11 protein-coding genes and 1 tRNA gene are annotated in these 16,631 nt (G+C 67.8%); 9 read left to right on the top strand and 3 right to left on the bottom strand.

All coding sequences use genetic code 11. The features are described from left to right. Nucleotides 1-356: 356 nt before the first annotated feature. Nucleotides 357-1,295 carry a hypothetical protein gene (locus IFT55_RS12300; protein ID WP_192092417.1) on the top strand — a complete coding sequence of 313 codons (939 nt, stop codon included), beginning with the start codon at nucleotides 357-359 and terminating at the stop codon, nucleotides 1,293-1,295. Nucleotides 1,296-1,303: 8 nt separating this feature from the next. On the opposite strand, the gene IFT55_RS12295 is transcribed toward IFT55_RS12300, so the two are convergent. Beyond that, nucleotides 1,304-1,379 (bottom strand) — tRNA-Val (locus IFT55_RS12295). A gap of 517 nt (nucleotides 1,380-1,896) precedes the next feature. Here IFT55_RS12295 and IFT55_RS12290 point away from each other — a divergent pair. Further along, nucleotides 1,897-2,139, top strand: a complete 243-nt coding sequence (locus IFT55_RS12290) for a hypothetical protein (RefSeq protein ID WP_192092415.1) — start codon at nucleotides 1,897-1,899, stop codon at nucleotides 2,137-2,139. A gap of 706 nt (nucleotides 2,140-2,845) precedes the next feature. On the opposite strand, the gene IFT55_RS12285 is transcribed toward IFT55_RS12290, so the two are convergent. After that, entirely contained in the window at nucleotides 2,846-4,507 is a 1,662-nt protein-coding gene (locus IFT55_RS12285; protein WP_192092413.1) for a peptide MFS transporter, read from the bottom strand. Nucleotides 4,508-4,603: 96 nt separating this feature from the next. Between IFT55_RS12285 and IFT55_RS12280 the strand changes: the two genes are divergently transcribed. From IFT55_RS12280 to IFT55_RS12270, 3 genes are all read left to right on the top strand, one after another. After that, nucleotides 4,604-5,233: a nitroreductase family protein gene (locus IFT55_RS12280; RefSeq protein WP_249403794.1), complete on the top strand. Its 630-nt coding sequence runs from the start codon at nucleotides 4,604-4,606 to the stop codon at nucleotides 5,231-5,233. 58 nt (nucleotides 5,234-5,291) lie between these two features. After that, nucleotides 5,292-5,651 carry a GntR family transcriptional regulator gene (locus tag IFT55_RS12275; RefSeq protein ID WP_192092411.1) on the top strand — a complete coding sequence of 120 codons (360 nt, stop codon included), beginning with the start codon at nucleotides 5,292-5,294 and terminating at the stop codon, nucleotides 5,649-5,651. A 147-nt stretch (nucleotides 5,652-5,798) separates the two neighbouring features. Continuing rightward, the gene (locus IFT55_RS12270) at nucleotides 5,799-5,996 is read left to right on the top strand and encodes a hypothetical protein (protein WP_192092409.1); all 198 of its coding nucleotides are present in this window, start codon (nucleotides 5,799-5,801) and stop codon (nucleotides 5,994-5,996) included. A gap of 20 nt (nucleotides 5,997-6,016) precedes the next feature. Here the strand turns inward: IFT55_RS12270 and IFT55_RS12265 are convergent, their stop codons facing one another. Next, entirely contained in the window at nucleotides 6,017-7,726 is a 1,710-nt protein-coding gene (locus tag IFT55_RS12265; RefSeq protein ID WP_192092407.1) for an acyl-CoA dehydrogenase, read from the bottom strand. Between the two features lie 94 nt (nucleotides 7,727-7,820). Between IFT55_RS12265 and IFT55_RS12260 the strand changes: the two genes are divergently transcribed. The 4 genes from IFT55_RS12260 to IFT55_RS12245 all read left to right on the top strand — a co-directional run bounded on the left by IFT55_RS12260 (nucleotide 7,821) and on the right by IFT55_RS12245 (nucleotide 16,578). Further along, a complete protein-coding gene (locus IFT55_RS12260; protein WP_192092550.1) occupies nucleotides 7,821-8,723 on the top strand; it encodes an L-threonylcarbamoyladenylate synthase in 903 nt (300 codons plus the stop codon). 273 nt (nucleotides 8,724-8,996) lie between these two features. After that, entirely contained in the window at nucleotides 8,997-11,444 is a 2,448-nt protein-coding gene (locus IFT55_RS12255) for a circularly permuted type 2 ATP-grasp protein (protein ID WP_192092405.1), read from the top strand. Continuing rightward, a complete protein-coding gene (locus tag IFT55_RS12250) occupies nucleotides 11,444-12,364 on the top strand; it encodes a transglutaminase family protein (protein WP_192092548.1) in 921 nt (306 codons plus the stop codon). The genes IFT55_RS12255 and IFT55_RS12250 overlap by 1 nt, the downstream gene beginning before the upstream one ends. A 98-nt stretch (nucleotides 12,365-12,462) precedes the next feature. Further along, nucleotides 12,463-16,578 (top strand): PAS domain S-box protein, encoded by a 4,116-nt coding sequence (locus tag IFT55_RS12245; protein WP_192092403.1) that lies wholly within the window; start codon nucleotides 12,463-12,465, stop codon nucleotides 16,576-16,578. Nucleotides 16,579-16,631 lie beyond the last annotated feature (53 nt).

Here is a 16,631-nt window from a genome sequence, read left to right as displayed (position 1 = left end):
GAATTCGCCAAAGGTCACGAAAGTCACACTCGCAACGTATAACGCGCGCTGTCGCGGTCGCCGTATTCGACATGGGGCGTGACAGCCGACGCGTGTCGTGGTCGGGGCGGACGATGACAAAGAGCGTGCGGCATCGTGCCGATCGGTTCGAATGTAGGAAAGCGGTTTCGTCACTATCGGTGCTCGCCGGATAGAGCGAAGCCATCGGACCCGCTCCCATATGTACCGGCAGGCCGGGCGATGCTGCCTGTTCGTCCGAAAGTCTGTCCGAACTGCCGCCATAATGGAGCGATTCGTACTGGTCTCCATCGTTATGCCCTGTCAGGAACGGAGCCGAAACGAACAGGGAGCAAAACATGGCAATGGCGTTCGACGGGTTTGCCGGTACGGCGACTCCGGGGCGGCGGGCCATCGTGGTGGCGGACCGTGCCGACGTGCGCGACGCGGCGGTGCAGGCGGCGGGGCATGCCGGTGTCGCGGTGACGGGGACGATCGGGTTTGCCGGGATTGCCGCCGCGCTGTCCGATCTGGGTCATGCCGATCTGCTGCTGGTCGAGACGGCGGGAGTCGCTCCGGCGACGCTGGACGCCGCATTGCCGGTGCTGCGCGACCGGGCGGTGCGGGACCGGGCACGGATGATCGTCGCGTTCGCGACCGAGCAGATCGATGTCGTGACGTTGTACCTGCTGGGCGGACCCGCCGACCTGTTGTGCGAGGCCCGGTTGGACGAACGTGTCGCGGCGATCGCGCTGGGCGGCAGCGCGGGCGGACGGCTCAACGACCCGGAGCGCGAGGCCGAGCGCGAGCGGCTGCGGCGGCTGAACGACGAGGTCGCTCGGATTGCCGAGATACTGGCGAAGCTGGCACGAGAGGGGGATGTGCCGGGCGGGGTCGAGGATCGCACGAACCGCTTCGGGACGGCCCCGGTCGATGTCGGTACGGTGCCCGATCTGTCACCGGCGGTGGTGCGCGGCGCGATCCGCGCACGGCGGCTGCGCGACCGGTATTTCGCGCCCGGGCTGTTCGCCGATCCGGCGTGGGACATGCTGCTCGACCTGTTCGCCGCCCGGCTGGAGGGGAGCGACGTTTCGGTGTCCAGCCTGTGCATCGCCGCCGCCGTACCGCCGACGACCGCGTTGCGCTGGATCGCGACGATGCATGATGCCGCGCTGTTCGAACGCAAGGACGATCCGGCCGACCGCCGCCGCGCGTTCATCGCGCTGACCCCGCAGGCAGTTGCAGGAATGGTGCAATATGGCCGCGCGATTGCCGATGCCGGTCTCGGATGGGCCTGATCGCGGGGTGGTGGGCGCTGACGGGCTCGAACCGCCGACCCTCTCGGTGTAAACGAGATGCTCTACCAACTGAGCTAAGCGCCCCTGTACGGGAGCAATGCGGGATAGCGTGGTTTTCGGCGGTTGCAAGAGGGACGACGCGGGTTGTTCTCCGTGCGATCGGGCGTCTGGCGGCCTTCCGTACCGATCGCTGTGGTGGCGGTGGTCTTTCGGGCTTGGCCGGTGCGATCGACCTTTGGCGTCAGCGGTCCATGCCGTCGTCTCGCAGGATGCCATTGCGGTCCGGTTCTGGGCTGGCGATGCCGAAGGATGGGAGAACGTCGGCGATTGCAGCACGGTCGACCCGGACGCCGCCCGAGAGACGGTTCGGGAAATCGATGATCGTCCGCCGCGCTGGCCTCCGACGCACCGGCCATGTCCGGCCACAGTATTCGCGACCAAACCTGCCACCGGGGGTGGCAAGTCGCGGCGGAAGGGCGCTTCGTCCAGCCGCTGCGACAAATTATGCTGCAATGCGAAACCTTTGCCGGCCTTCGACGTTCAGCCGGTTGAATTAAGGGGCATTTTCGTTCCGACACGTTCGTTCCAAGGGAGTATGTCTATGATTGCCAAGTTCGTCACCGCCCTCGCCGCCTCGTCGCTCGTTGCCGCACCGGTTCTGGCCGCACCGGCACCTGCCGCTGCCAAGCTTTCGGTTGCCAAGCAGGCACGTGCGTCGGCCACGCCGTCGCAGAAGAACAAGCTGGCCGGTGCCGGCCCGGTCGCACTGGCGCTGATCGCCGGCATCGCCGCGATCGGCGTGGTCGCGATCGTCAAGGGCGAGGAAGACTCGGACAGCAACTGATCGATCCGCGCCGGTTGCGGCGCGATCGTTCGTTGAACGGAAAGGGGGCCTGTGCGGCCCCCTTTTTTGCGTCTGGGGAAGATCGGGGTGCCGGCAGGGACGGGCCAGAGCACGGAGCCGTTCATAGCGGGCGGAGGCTTAAACGGTTCTCGATACGGCCTGATCGACCTTCAGCGGAAAACCGACCTCATGCTGTCGTCGCCCGGAGTTGTTCCGGGGGCCTCCTTTATCCGAGCGATCCGGGAAAAGGCTTCATGTGTTGGCGCCGGGGATCGTCCTTTGCCGGAGCGGTGCGGCAAGGGCCAGACCGCCGACGATTGCTGCGCGGCGGACGCGGGGACAGGTCGGTGTGACGGTCGTACAGGCGATAGGGGGCGATCGGAGCGGAACGCCGTCCGGCCCGGCCTGCATCGCCGTCAGCGCCTCTCAGGCGATCGCTTCGTGGCGGGGATTTCAGCCCGGTTCAGCGTCGCCCGTGGGGGCACGATGTGGGGCATCGCACCCTTCCGCGTCGTCCGGCGAGGCCGGAATCCCTGTCCTGCCCATGGGGCATCCCGACCGGAAACCACGCCCCCGGAGCAAGCACCGTATCGCGGTATCCACGACGGTTCCTCGATACGGCGTTCGACAGGCTGACTGTTCGGAACGAACCGTTCAGCCGGTCTCCGTCCGCCACGCGACGTCGGACGGCCCGTATCGCCTGCGATCAGCGCTGTTCCTTCCACACGTCGACGCCCGCCGCCTTCGGCTCGCCGATCTGCGCTTCGCCCGCGAGCGAATGGTCGACATCGTCGGCCAGCGTGTCGAGGTGCATCCACCGCTTCACGATCGGCGACAGCAGCAGGACCACCACCCCGATACCGATCGTCCACCAACCGATCGTGGCATAGACCGACAGCGTGGCCTCCTTGGTCATCTCGCCGCCTTCGCCGCCGGTAGCCTCGCCGATCTTGCCCGCGACGAAATTGCCCACTGCCGTCATGTAGAACCATGCGCCCATGATGAGCGAGGCGAGGTGTTTCGGGGCCAGCCGGTTCATCGCCGACAGTCCCACCGGTGACAGGCAGAGCTCGCCGGTCGTCTGGAAGAAGTAGAACAGGAAGACGAACATCACCGGGGTGGCGACTTCGGGTCCGACGCTGTTCGCGCCCCAGACGAAGACGAGGAACGCCAGTCCGACCTGCAGCAGTGCGAGCGCGAACTTGGCCGGGGCGGACGGTTCCAGATTGCGTTTGCCGAGGAACGCCCAGATTCCGGCGAACACCGCGCCGAACAGGATGATGTAGATCGAGTTGACCGACTGGAACAGCGACGCCGGTATGTCGCCGCGATCGACGAAACGATCGGTGTAGAGATTGAAGCTGCCGCCCGCCTGCTCGAACAGGCCCCAGAACAACGGGTTCAGCCCGATCAGGAACAGGATGGCGAACATGCGGTGGCGCGCATGGCGTTCCAGCTTGAACGCTTCGAACAGCACATAGCCGAGCAGCGCGACGCCGGACACCGCCAGCAGGTTCTGGATCACCGACTGATACTGGATCAGGCCCCACATGATCGCGGTCGCGACCAGCCCGGTCCCGTAGAGCATCCATTCGAAACGGATACCCGCGACGCGGCGGCTGAGCGCGGTGGGATCGGGCGCTTCGCCGTTCCCGCGAAGCAAGCCCTTGCCCACGACGAACACCAGCAGCCCGGCGACCATGCCGATGCCGGCGAGGCCGAAGCCCCATGCCCAGCCGATCGTCTGTCCCAGATAGCCGACGAGGATCGATCCTGCTGCGCCGCCCAGATTGATGCCGATGTAGAAGATCGTATAGGCGCTGTCGCGGCGGACATCGGTCAGCTTGTAGAGCTGGCCCACCAGCACCGAGATATTGGCTTTCAGAAAGCCCGACCCGACGATGATGAGCGCGAGCGCGAGCCAGAAGATGTTGATCGCGGGATCGGCCTGTTTGACCGCGGCGTCGGTGACGCCATCCATCCCCTCGAACGCCATGAACAGATGACCGAAGGCGAGCAGGACGCCGCCGAAGATCACCGCCTTGCGCTGTCCGAGATACCGGTCGGCGAGATATCCGCCGAGTACCGGGGTAATATAGACCAGCGCGGTATAGCCGCCATAGATCAGGTTGGCCTTGCCATCGCCGAACAGCCAATGCTGCGTCAAGTAGAAGATCAGGATGGCGCGCATGCCGTAATAGGAAAAGCGTTCCCACATCTCTGCGAAGAACAGCATGTACAGCCCGCGCGGATGGCCGGCGAATTCCGGTTTGCGGCTGGCCGCGACCGCGCCGCCGCCGACGAGGAACGCCGCCAGAATGACGGTCGCGATGGCCGCGATCCAGTCGGCCTCCGACCAAAATGACATTGCCTTGAATTCCGGCACGCCCAACCCCTTGTCGTCGACGGGCCGTGTTCGGCCCCGTGATCCATTCGTCACCAATTCGTAACGTATGAAACGGCAATGCCAAGCGCATTGTGCGGCGCGGCCGGCACGCCTACCTCCGCGGGCATGGACTTCAACGACCGATCCTCGCTGCTATCGTATCTTCGCACCCGCCGGTCGGGCAAGCCGCGCGACATGGTCGCGCCGGGGCCGGACGCTGCCGAACTGGATGCGATGATCGCGATCGCGGCGCGGACGCCCGATCACGGTAAGCTGGCACCGTGGCGGTTCGTCGTGGTTCCGCCCGAGGCACGCGGCGCGCTGGCGCAGGTGCTGCGCGATGCGTTCGTGGCCGGGAACGCGGGCGCGACCGAAGCGCAATTGCAGGCGGCGGACCGGTTCGCGCAGGAAGGCGAGGCGCTTGTCGTGATCCTGTCATCCCCCGTCGCGGACAGCCATATTCCGGTTTGGGAGCAGGAATTGTCGGCGGGCGCGGTGACGATGAATTTGCTGCACGCCGCGCACGCGATGGGCTATGTCGCGTGCTGGCTGACCGGATGGCCGGCCTATAGCGACAGCGTGCGCGATGCGTTCGGCACGGCGTCGGAGCGGATCGCCGGTTTCGTCTATATCGGATCGCCGGGCCGTCCGCTCGACGAACGGCCCCGGCCGGACCTTGCGCGGATCGTTTCGCGATGGGGCGGATAGCGGCGATCGATGCATGCGGCACGGTGGACTTTGTCGACCGTTGCTGTATTAATTCAGCATGACAGCGATCGACCATGAGGACACGCCGGTCTATCTCCGGTTACGCGCGCTGGTCGCGGCGGCGATCCTGCGTGGCGAGTACAAGGCGGGCGACCAGTTGCCATCGGTCCGGGCGTTCGCCGCCGAGCACGGTGCGAACCCGCTGACCGTGGCGAAGGCGTATCAGACGTTTCAGGACGACGGCTATGTCGAGGTCCGTCGCGGGGTCGGCATGTTCGTCCTGCCCGGCGCGGTCGAGCGGCTGCGCGTCGCCGAACGCCAGCGGTTCCTGACCAGTCACTGGCCGCGAATTCAGGCGCAGATCGTGCTGCTGGGCCTCGACACCGAGACATTGCTGGACGATCGCACCATCGCCTGAATACAGTATCGATGCGGCAGGGCGGTTCGCGATAGCGACGGGTTTTGTCTCAGGTTGGAACCATTGTCGCTTCGTTCGATCCTTTCGCGCTTGCGGCAGGGAACCGTGCGGCAACGCTGGCGTTTATTTCGTCACAGGGAGACTGTGATGAATCGTTCGTTTACCATTGGCGCGCGTACGCCGATGTATGCGCTGCACGCGCTTAACAGTTGCCCCAGTTGCGGTGCTTCGCAATGGTTCGTGGGCCGGATCATCGCCGAATGCGCATGCTGCGGCGACACGTTGCCGATCAACGGATCGGCACGGACTGCCGTGATGATGCCACTGCGCGGGATCGCAGCCTGAGGCTTCGGTAACCAATCGCGTCAGGCGACGGCGAACTGTTCGGCCGACAGCATGTACAGGCCATCGGCACCGGCCATGGCGGCCATGCCCAGCCCGCGCGCTTCGGGCACGAGACGATCGAGGTAGAAGGCCACCGTCGCGCGCTTCCGGATTGCGAAATCCCCGGTTTCGCCCGCCGCGCGACCCTGTCGTTCCAGCAGCCACCCGCAAACGGTCGTAGCCAGCATCGTCAGGAACGGATAGCTGCCCGCCAGCCGGTCGTCGGTATCCGCCTCCAGCATCCAGCGCGCCACCGCCCTCGTGTCGTTGAGCAGGTCGGTCAACGCAGCGTGGCGGATTTCGGCCACCATGTCGGTGAACAGTGCTTCCAGCGCAGCCCCGCCGTCACCTGTCAGCTTGCGTCCGACAAGGTCGGCGGCCTGGATGCCGTTGGTGCCTTCATAGATCGGGGTGATGCGTGCATCGCGGAAATGCCGTGCCGCACCGGTTTCCTCGATATAGCCCATGCCGCCATGGACCTGAATGCCGATACTGGCGACCTCGCAACCGATATCGGTGCCATGCGCCTTTGCCAGCGGCGTGACGAGGTCGAGCCGCGCCTTTGCGCCGGGCAGGCCCAGCGTCGCGCGATCGACCTGACCGGCGGCGTAATAGATCAGTGTGCGCGCCGCCATGGTCTGCGCGGTCATGCGCAGCAGCATGCGGCGGACGTCGGGATGTTCGATGATCGGGACCGGCGGGCCACCGGCCGAGGCGCGGGGCGACTGGACGCGATCGCGCGCATAGGCGACGGCGCGCCGGGTCGCGGCCTCCGCCACCTGCACGCCCTGTAGCCCGACGTTCAGCCGCGCATTGTTCATCATCGTGAACATCGCGCGCATCCCGCCGCCTTCCGCCCCGATCAGTTCGCCCCGGCAATCGCCGTCGTCGCCGAACGACAGGGCGCAGGTGGGCGAGGCGTGCAGACCCATCTTGTGTTCGATCGACACGACGCGCACGTCGTTCGCTTCGCCCGGTTCCCCCGCCGCATCGAGCCGGAACTTTGGCACCAGAAACAGCGAGATGCCTTTGGTCCCCGGCGGTGCACCGGGAGTGCGCGCAAGAACGAGGTGGACGATATTGGCGGCCATGTCGTGATCGCCGAACGAGATATAGATCTTGGTGCCGGTGACCCGCCACGTGCCGTCGCCATGCGGTTCGGCCCGCGTCGTCAGCGCCCCGACGTCCGATCCTGCCTGTGGTTCGGTCAGGTTCATCGTACCGGTCCATTCGCCGGTGGCCAGACGCGGCAGGAAGCGGGCCTGCTGATCCGCGCTGCCGTGATGGACCAGCGCCTCGACCGCCCCTGCGGTCAGCGTGGGGGCGAGCGCGAAGGCGAGACTGGCGGTGCCGAGCGTTTCCAGCACGGCGGTGGCGACCGCGAACGGCATCCCCTGTCCCCCGAACGCGGCCGGCGACCCGATCGTCCCCCATCCGCCGGCGACATAGGCTTGATAGGCGTCGCGGAATCCGTCGGGCATGACGACGCCGTCCGGCGTCCAGCGTGCGCCGATCGTATCGCCGATGCGGTCGAGCGGTCGCCATGTGCCCGTGGCGAACTGGTCCGCCCCGTCGAGGATCGCGTCGAGCATGTCGGGCGTCGCGTCGGCGAAGCGATCGGTCTCGGCCAGCGCCTCGACCCCGGCGGCATGGGTCAGCGCGAAACGCTGTTCGGCGGTGGCAGTGGCCATGCGTCCTCTCTTGATGTGCTTTTGCCCACACTATAGCGCCGGAATCGTGACTGCTCCAAACCCCCCGATCGTGACGCGCACCTTACCCTACGGCATGGCGGTGATCGCGGAAGCGGCTACGGTGATCGCGCGCGGCGGCTGCGTCGCGGTGCCGACCGAGACGGTGTACGGCCTTGCCGCCGACGCGACCGATTCGGCGGCAGTGGCAGGAATCTATGCGGCCAAGGGCCGGCCGGGGTTCAATCCGCTGATCGTGCATGTCGCGGATCGTGCCGCCGCGAACGCGCTGGCGACGTTCGATGCGCAGGCGGCGCGGCTGGCCGAGGCGTTCTGGCCGGGACCGCTCACGCTCGTGCTCCCGTTGCGGGCGGACAGCGGGATCGCGTCGCTGGTGACGGCGGGGCTGCCGACGATCGCGGTGCGGGTGCCTGCGCATCCGGCGATGCAGGCATTGCTGGCGGCATGCGAACGACCATTGGCGGCTCCATCGGCCAATGCCAGCGGATCGATCAGTCCGACGCGCGCATCGCATGTGCTGCGCAGCCTGAACGGGCGGGTGCCGCTGGTGATCGACGACGGCGCGACCGCGCGGGGGCTGGAGTCGACGATCGTGGCATGCGTGGACGGGACGGTGCGGCTGTTGCGACCGGGACCGGTATCGGGCCAGGAGATCGCCGCGCTGCTGGGGGTGATGCCGGGCGGTGCGGGGGCCGGGATCGAGGCACCGGGACAATTGGCCAGTCATTATGCGCCGTCCAAGCCGGTGCGGCTGAACGCCACCGAGGCACGCGACGGCGAATGGCTCATCGGGTTCGGGACAGTGGCCGGGGATGCGACATTGTCGGCGGACGGCGATCCGGTGGCGGCGGCGGCGGCGTTGTTCGATGCGCTGCATGTCGCCGATGCCAGCGACGCGCGCGGCATCGCGGTCGCGCCGGTGCCGGAGGTCGGGTTGGGCGTGGCGATCAACGACCGGTTGCGCCGCGCGGCGGCGTGAGGGGCGGGCACCGGAGGGCGATTCTAGAGGTGGGGCCAGCGTTCACGGGCGCGACGCGTTCGATCGGGCGGACGGCGTGTCCTTTCCGCCGCGACGGGCGTGACGGCGTCGGTCCTTCGTCGATCAAGATACGCTTGCCGCCTGCGATCCCGCCAGCGGCGGACGCGCGCGGACCGCACCGTCAAACCGGTTGCGCCGCAACACCGCGCGTGCTTGGGTTCGCGGGCAAACGGGGAGAGATATGGCCAGTCGCGCGATCCATGGACGGCAGGCGTGACCGGCGGCGGCTGGTTCGAAGCCTATTGCGCGGATGCGCCGTCGGGCGACGTGTTGTGCGGCGCGGCGGGTGACGACCGCGCGGCATGGGTCGCGGCGTTCGATGAACTGAGCGCGTTGTCGGGTGGTACGCTGGCATCCGCGCGTGAGCGGGCGCAGCGCCATGCCGACGATATCGGCACCGTCTACCGCGTGGCGGGCGAGAGCGAGGAGCGGCGCTGGCCATTGTCGCCGGTCCCGCTGTTGATCGGCAGCACCGAATGGCGCGCGATCGAAGCGGGCGTGGCCGAACGCGCCGACGTGCTGGAAGCGATCGTCGCCGATATCCATGGCGATCAGCGGCTGGTGACCGAAGGCGCGTTGCCGGCGATGCTGGTGACCGGATCGCCGCTGTTCCTGCGTCCGATGGTCGGGCTGGAACCGCCGGGGGGCCATCACCTGCACTTCGTCGCCGCCGATCTGTGCCGCGACCCCGACGGCACGTGGCGCGTGCTGGCCGACCATGTTCGCGTGCCGGTAGGCGCGGGCTATGCGCTCGAAAACCGGCTAGCGATGGGGCGGACGCTGGGCGGGTTGCCGTCGCGGGTCAATATCGAACGCCATGCCCCGTTCTTCGCCGCGATGCGCGCGGGGATCGCCGCCGCGTGCCGCCGGGCGGAACCGCGCATCGGGCTGCTGACGCCGGGCAAACTGAACCCCAGCTATGCCGAACAGGCGCATCTGGCGCGCTATCTGGGCTTCCTGCTGGTCGAGGGCGCCGATCTGGCGGTGCGGGACGAGCAACTGTACGTCCGCACCATCGCCGGGCTGAAGCGGATCGACGCGCTGTGGCGGCGGATCGACCCGCGGCTGATCGACCCGCTGGCGTTCGACGCGACCTCTACGATCGGCGTGCCGGGGCTGATCGACGCGATGGCGGCGGGCAATGTCGTCATCGCCAATTCGCCGGGCGCGGGCGTGGTCGAATCGCCTGCCTTCGCCGCGTTCCTGCCCGCGCTGGCGCAACGGATTCTGGGACGCGCGCCGACGCTGCCGACGATCGCGACATGGTGGTGCGGCGGCGCGGCGGAGCGCGATCATGTCCTTGCCTCGATCGACCAGCTGGTGATCGGCCCCGCCTTTGCGCAGCCGGTGCTGGGGCTGGCCGGTGGACCGGTGCTGGGTGCCTCGCTCGACGCGGTGCAGCGTGCGACGCTGGCCGATGCGATGGTGCGGCGACCGCAGGATTATATCGGACAGGAGGTCGCCGAACTGTCGACCATGCCGACCGCGTGCGGCGAGCGGCTGGAACCGCGCCCCTTTTCGCTGCGGGTGTTCGCGGCGCGCGGGCCGGATGGCCGGTGGAGCGTGCTGCCCGGCGGGTTCGTGCGGATCGGCGATCAACCCGATGCACGCGCGGCGGTGATGGGCGAGGGCAGCTGGTCGGCGGACGTGTGCATTCACGGTCCCGATCCGGTCGCGCCGATTTCATTGCTGCAGGCGGCGGACAGCGTCGAACTGCGCCGCAATCCGGGGACGTTGCCCAGTCGCGTCGCGGACAATCTGTTCTGGCTGGGCCGGTATCTGGAGCGCGGCGAAGCGCTGCTGGGCGTGATCCGCGTGCTGTTCGGCCATTCGATCTCCGCCGATACCGGCGCGGCGCTGGCTCCCGCGACCGTCGACCGACTGGTGCGGATCATCACCGACACCGGCGCGGCACGGCGTCCACCCAGCCACCGCCGCCGCGATCTGGTCGATTTCGGTCGTGAGGCGATGGAGGCGGTCGAAGGCGGGGCCAGCGTACGTGCGATCAACCGTTTCGCCGCCGGGATCGGCGCGGTGTCGCGCGACCGGTTGTCGGCCGACATGGTTCGGCTGCTCGATGCGCCACACCCGACCAACGGCACGCTGCTCGACCGGGCGGGGACGTTGCAGCGACGCTATGCCGCGCTGGCCGGGCTGTCGGCCGAACATATGGGGCGGACCGATGCGTGGCGGTTCCACGATCTGGGCCGTCGGATCGAGCGCGCAATGGCGGCGACGCGCACGCTGCTCGCGATCGACCTGCGCCACGCGAGCGCCGAGGATCTGTCGACGCTGCTCGACCTTGCCGACAGCCAGATCAGCTATCGCCAGCGCTATCTGATCGGATTCGCACGGGTGCCGGTGGTCGATCTGATCGCGCTGGACCCCGGCAATCCGCGCGGTATCGCGTTCCAGATCGAAACGATCTCCGACCATCTGACGAGGTTGCCCGTGCTGAACGATGCCGGAATCGCCGAACCGCAGCAACGCATCGCCGCGCGGCTGGTCGCCGCGCTGGCGATGGGATCGGCCGAACGGCTCGATCGCGGCTGGTTGCTGGAGGTGAACCAGCAGTTGGGAAATCTGTCCGACGCGATCGCCACGCGCTATTTCCTGCAAGGTGCGCAGGCGTTGCGCGAAGCCGGGCTGACGCTGGCATGATGCGCTATGCCATCCGCCATGTGACGCGGTTCGATTATGCCGAAGCGGCAGGGTTTGCGCGCTGCAACCTGCGGCTGCGCCCCATATTATGGTCGGGACAGACGCTGGAGGACTATGCGCTGGAGGTAGTGCCGGGCGGCAGCACCGCGCCGGCTCGGGCGCAGGCGGGGCTGGCCAACGTCACGCGGCTGGTGGTCGACCGGCCGGAGCGCACGCTGACGATCGAGAGTCGCGCGACGGTAGTCGTCGACCGGCCCATTCCGTTTCCCTCCCCTGACGATCCCACACTGGCACAGATTCGCACGATGGTTGCCGACGTGCCCGATGCCGGCCCGGCCAGCCCGAGCAGCTATCTGTTCCCGTCCGCCCATGTCCCGCTGGACGCCGACATCGCACAATGGTGCGCCGACGACCTGTGGGACGATCGCGGCATTCTCGACGCGGCGATCGCGCTGGCGCGGCGCATTCAGAACGAATTCGCGTTCGATCCCACGGCGACGCTGGTCGATACGCCGCCCGCCGAAGCCTTCGCCAAGCGGGGCGGGGTGTGTCAGGATTTCGCGCAGATCATGCTGTCGGGGCTGCGTTCGGCGGGACTGCCGGCCGCCTATTGCTCGGGCTATCTTCGTACCCTGCCGCCGCCGGGGCAGGAACGGCTGGTCGGGGCGGACGCGACGCATGCGTGGGTGCTGATCTGGGCCGGGCCGAAACTGGGGTGGACCGGTGTCGATCCGACCAACGGCATCTGGATGGCGGAGGATCATGTGGTGATGGCGATCGGCCGCGACTACGCCGATATCGCGCCGATCGACGGCGTGGTGCTGGGGTCGGGCGCGCAGACGATGCACGTGTCGGTCGATGTCGAGCCGCTGGACGTCCCGTCGATTCCCGCCATTGCCGGTGAGGGCGACACTCCTTAAAAGGATTGATCCAGATTTGCCGGACGGGACGTGCCGCCCGGTGAATGGATGACGGCGGGCGCCGGTGCGTCCGTTCTGCCTCCGTGCGAGCCGAAGCGATGTGGACCGAAGACGAACGACTGGAGGCACTGTACCGGCACGATATTCTGGATACGGAACCGGAGGCGGTGTTCGACGATCTGGTCGCGCTGACCCGTGCCATCTGCGACACGCCGATCGCGCTGGTCAGCCTGGTCGATGCGGACCGGCAATGGTTCAAGGCGCGCGCCGGTGTCGAGGTGTGCGAAACCGGGATCGAGACGTCGGTCTGCGCGCTGGCGATCCGGCAGCGCGACCTGTTCGTGATCGACGATCTGTCCACCGACCCGCGCACGGCCGCGATGTCGCTGGTCACCGGTGATCCGGGCATCCGATTCTATGCCGGCATGCCGCTGGTCACCGCCGCCGGCGCGGCATTGGGCAGCCTGTGCGCGATCGACACCGTGCCGCGCCCCGGCGGGCTGACCGTGCCACAGGGCGAGGCGCTGAAGGCGCTGGCGGCGCAGGTCGTCGCGCAGATCGAGCTCCGCACCGCGCTGACCGAGCAGGAACGGTTGATGATCGAGCAGCGGCTGCGCGAAGGCCGCGCGGCCCGCGACGCCGAAATGCTCGACACCGTGCTCGAAGCACAGCAACTGGTGCTGGCGTCGGGGGGCGATGCCGATACCGCGCTCAACGCGCTGGTGGGCGCGGCGCTGGCGGCGGTGGAGTCCGCCGACGGCGTGGCGGTGGAGCTGCGAGAAGGCGACGCGCTGGTGTACACCGCGGTCGCGGGTACGATGCAGACGCATAGCGGACTGCGCATCCCGGTCACGGGATCGTTTTCGGGTCTGGCGCTGGAAGAACGGCGCACGCTCATCACCGCCGATGCGTGGGCCGATCCGCGGGCCGATGCCGCCGTGGTCCGGTCGCTGAACATCCGGTCGATGATGGTGGTGCCGCTGGTCCGTCGGGGCGAAGTGTTCGGTGCGCTGAAGGTGACGGCGACCGAACCCGATGCGTTCCGGTCGCGCCACATGCTGGTAACGCAGATGCTGGGCGGGCTGATTTCGGCCAGTTTCAGCGAGAGCGCCGAGCGCGCGGCGCTGCGATCGGCGCGGCTGGCGGAAGCCAATTACCGCGCGATCGTCGATTCGGCGATCGACACCGCGATCTTCAGCATGGATGAGGACGGCCAGATCCGCAGCTGGAGCAGCGGCGGCGAGCGCATTTTCGGTTGGAGCGAGGCGGAGATGATCGGCCGCCCCTTCGCATCGATCTTCACGCCCGAGGACGTCGCCGCGCGCCAGCCCGGCGAGGCGCTGGCGACCGCGCGGGCGCAGGGGTGGGCGGCGCATGAGCGCTGGCATATCCGCAAGGACGGCACGCGATTCTTCGCTCAGGGGGCGGTGACGCCGCTGATCGGCGACGGCCAGTCGGGTTTCGTCAAAAGCCTGCGCGACGTGACCGCCGACCATCTGACGCGACAGGCGCTGGACGCCAGCCGGCTGCGGCTCGACACCGCGCTGGAAACCGGGTTGATCGCGTTCTTTTCATGGGATGTCGCCGCCGGCACGATTTCGGGCGATCCCCGCCTCGCCAATTTCTTCGGCCAGCCGGTCGATGCGATGGCGCAGGGGGTGGCGATGACCGATATCGTCGCCCGGGTCGAGCCGGAGGACCGTGCCGGGCTGGCGCTGGAAATCCAGGCGGCGATCGCCGAACTGGGCGATTATTCCAAGACGTTCCGAATCCGGGGCGATGGTGGCCAGCTGCGCTGGTTGCTGGTGCGCGGGCGCTGTACCGAAATGGTCGGCGGGCGAGCGACGCACTATGTCGGCACCGCCGTCGACATGACCGAACAGCGCATCGTCGAGAACGAACTGCGCACCAGCCGCGAGCGGCTGGAACTGGCGACGCGCGCCGCGCGGCTGGGCAGTTTCGATTATGTCCCCGCCACCGGGGCGCTCAACTGGGACGACCGGTGCCGTGAACTGTTCGGCGTATCGCCGGGCGTTCCCGCGCAATATGACACGCATTTCGCCCCCGCACTGCACCCCGACGATCGCGCCGCGACCGAGGCGGCGGTGGTGGCGGCACTCGATCCGGCGGGAACGGGGCGGTACGAGGTCGATTACCGCACGATCGGGATCGAGGACGGCGTGGAGCGCATCGTCGCGGCCGAGGGGCTGACGCTGTTCGCGAACGGCCGCGCGACCCGGCTGATCGGAACGGTGCGCGACGTGACCGCCGATCGTCGCGCCCGCGCCGCGCTTAAGGAAACCGAGGAACGGCTGCGCTATGCGGTCGCCGCGACCAACGACGCGATCTGGGACTGGGATCTGCGGATCGATACCGTGCGGTGGAACGACGCGCTGGAGAAGGCGTATGGCTATACCCCCGACCTGGTCGACCCGACCGGCGCATGGTGGATTGGGCAGATTCATCCCGACGATCACCAGCGGGTGCATGACAGCATCCACACCCTGATCGACAGCACTGCCACCGACTGGCTGGAGGAATATCGCTTTCGTCGTGCCGATGGTGGCTATGCTGACGTGCTCGATCGCGGATTCGTGCTGCGCGACGGGGAGGGGCGGCCGATGCGGATGATCGGCGCGATGCTCGACCTGACCGATCGCAAGCGGATGGAGCGTGCGCTGGAATCGCGCGCCGCGCGTCTGGAAGAGGATTTCGCCACCACCGCCGCCGAACGCGACCTGTTGTGGGAAGCGTCGCCCGACCTGCTGGTCGTGCTGGATGCCGATGGCGTGATCCAGCAGGTCAATCCGGCATGGGCCGCGATCCTTGGCCATGGCGACGACGGCCTGATCGGCCGGTCGCTGGTCGAACTGGCGCATCCCGAAGACCGGCCGGTGATGGCGCAGGCCATGGCCGATGCGGCGGCGGGACCGATCGAGACGATCCGCAACCGCTATGCCCATGCCGATGGCGGCTGGCGATGGATGGCGTGGGTCGCGGGGCCGGCACGCAACCGAATCTATGCGACCGGACGTCACGTCACCGCCGAGAAGGAGGCGGAGGAAACGCTGCGCCAGACCGAGGAGGCACTGCGCCAGTCGCAGAAGGTCGAGGCAGTCGGACAGCTGACCGGCGGCGTCGCGCATGATTTCAACAATCTGCTGACGGTGATCCAGGGATCGGTCGACCTGCTCAAGCGCCCCGGCCTGTCGGACGACCGCCGCCGCCGCTATATCGACGCGATCGCCGACACGACCGAGCGCGCGACGCGGTTGACCGCACAGTTGCTCGCGTTCGCGCGGCGACAGACGTTGCAGCCACAGGTGTTCGACGCGAGCGAGAGCGTGGCGGCGCTGGGCGACATGTTGCGGACGCTCAGCGGATCGCGGATCGTGCTGACGCTGGAGCATTGCGACGACGATTGCTGCGTCAACGCCGATCCCAGCCAGTTCGATACCGCGATCGTCAACATGGCGGTCAATGCGCGCGATGCGATGGATGGCGAAGGCCAACTGACGATCGCGGTATCGCCCGCCGATCACATGCCCGCCGTGCGCAACCACCCGCGCGTCGACGGCGCGATGGTCCGCGTCGCGATCCGCGATACCGGCAGCGGGATTCCGGCGGACCGGATCGAACATATCTTCGAACCTTTTTTCACCACCAAGGCGGTCGGGCACGGCACAGGGTTGGGGCTGAGCCAGGTATTCGGGTTCGCCAAGCAGTCGAACGGCGGCGTGATCGTCGAAAGCGAAGTCGGGGTCGGCACGACCTTCACCCTGTATCTGCCACGCGTCGCGGCCGATTCGGGCATGCAGCGCGGATCGACCGAAACCGACGCCCGGCGGCTGGCGCCCGGATCGTGCGTGCTCGTGGTCGAGGACAATGCCGAAGTCGGTCGATTCGCGACGCAGGCGCTGGCCGAACTGGGGTATGAATCGGTCTGGGCATCCAATGCCGACGCCGCGATGACGCAGATCGGGGAGGCGGGGCATCGTTTCGCGGTGGTGTTCACCGACGTGGTGATGCCCGGCCGGTCGGGCATCGAACTGGCGGCGGCGATCTGCGAACAATGGCCCGCCATGCCGGTCGTGCTGACCAGCGGGTACAGCCACGTTCTGGCGCAACAGGGCACGGGCGGGCACGTGCTGTTGCAGAAGCCCTATTCGATCGAACAGCTCGCGCGGGCATTGGGTCAGGTGCGCATCGGGTAACCGGTCGGGGTGCCCGCTTGCCGGGCGCCTCGAATCCCCGTCGGGTACAGGGG

This window comes from Sphingomonas sp. CFBP 13720 (assembly GCF_014842075.1).
GTDB lineage: Bacteria > Pseudomonadota > Alphaproteobacteria > Sphingomonadales > Sphingomonadaceae > Sphingomonas.
The sequence above is the reverse complement of the archived record's forward strand: the minus strand, read 5'-3'. Positions and strand labels throughout refer to the sequence as shown.

Excerpts from the sequence above, each read along its gene's own strand:
- IFT55_RS12250 (WP_192092548.1), top strand. The coding sequence starts at position 11,444 with ATGCGCTATGCCATCCGCCATGTGACGCGGTTCGATTATGCCGAAGCG.
- IFT55_RS12300 (WP_192092417.1), top strand. The coding sequence starts at position 357 with ATGGCAATGGCGTTCGACGGGTTTGCCGGTACGGCGACTCCGGGGCGG.
- IFT55_RS12270 (WP_192092409.1), top strand. The coding sequence starts at position 5,799 with ATGAATCGTTCGTTTACCATTGGCGCGCGTACGCCGATGTATGCGCTG.
- IFT55_RS12280 (WP_249403794.1), top strand. The coding sequence starts at position 4,604 with ATGCCAAGCGCATTGTGCGGCGCGGCCGGCACGCCTACCTCCGCGGGC.
- IFT55_RS12290 (WP_192092415.1), top strand. The coding sequence starts at position 1,897 with ATGATTGCCAAGTTCGTCACCGCCCTCGCCGCCTCGTCGCTCGTTGCC.
- IFT55_RS12260 (WP_192092550.1), top strand. The coding sequence starts at position 7,821 with ATGGCGGTGATCGCGGAAGCGGCTACGGTGATCGCGCGCGGCGGCTGC.
- IFT55_RS12285 (WP_192092413.1), bottom strand. The coding sequence starts at position 4,507 with ATGTCATTTTGGTCGGAGGCCGACTGGATCGCGGCCATCGCGACCGTC.
- IFT55_RS12275 (WP_192092411.1), top strand. The coding sequence starts at position 5,292 with ATGACAGCGATCGACCATGAGGACACGCCGGTCTATCTCCGGTTACGC.
- IFT55_RS12265 (WP_192092407.1), bottom strand. The coding sequence starts at position 7,726 with ATGGCCACTGCCACCGCCGAACAGCGTTTCGCGCTGACCCATGCCGCC.
- IFT55_RS12245 (WP_192092403.1), top strand. The coding sequence starts at position 12,463 with ATGTGGACCGAAGACGAACGACTGGAGGCACTGTACCGGCACGATATT.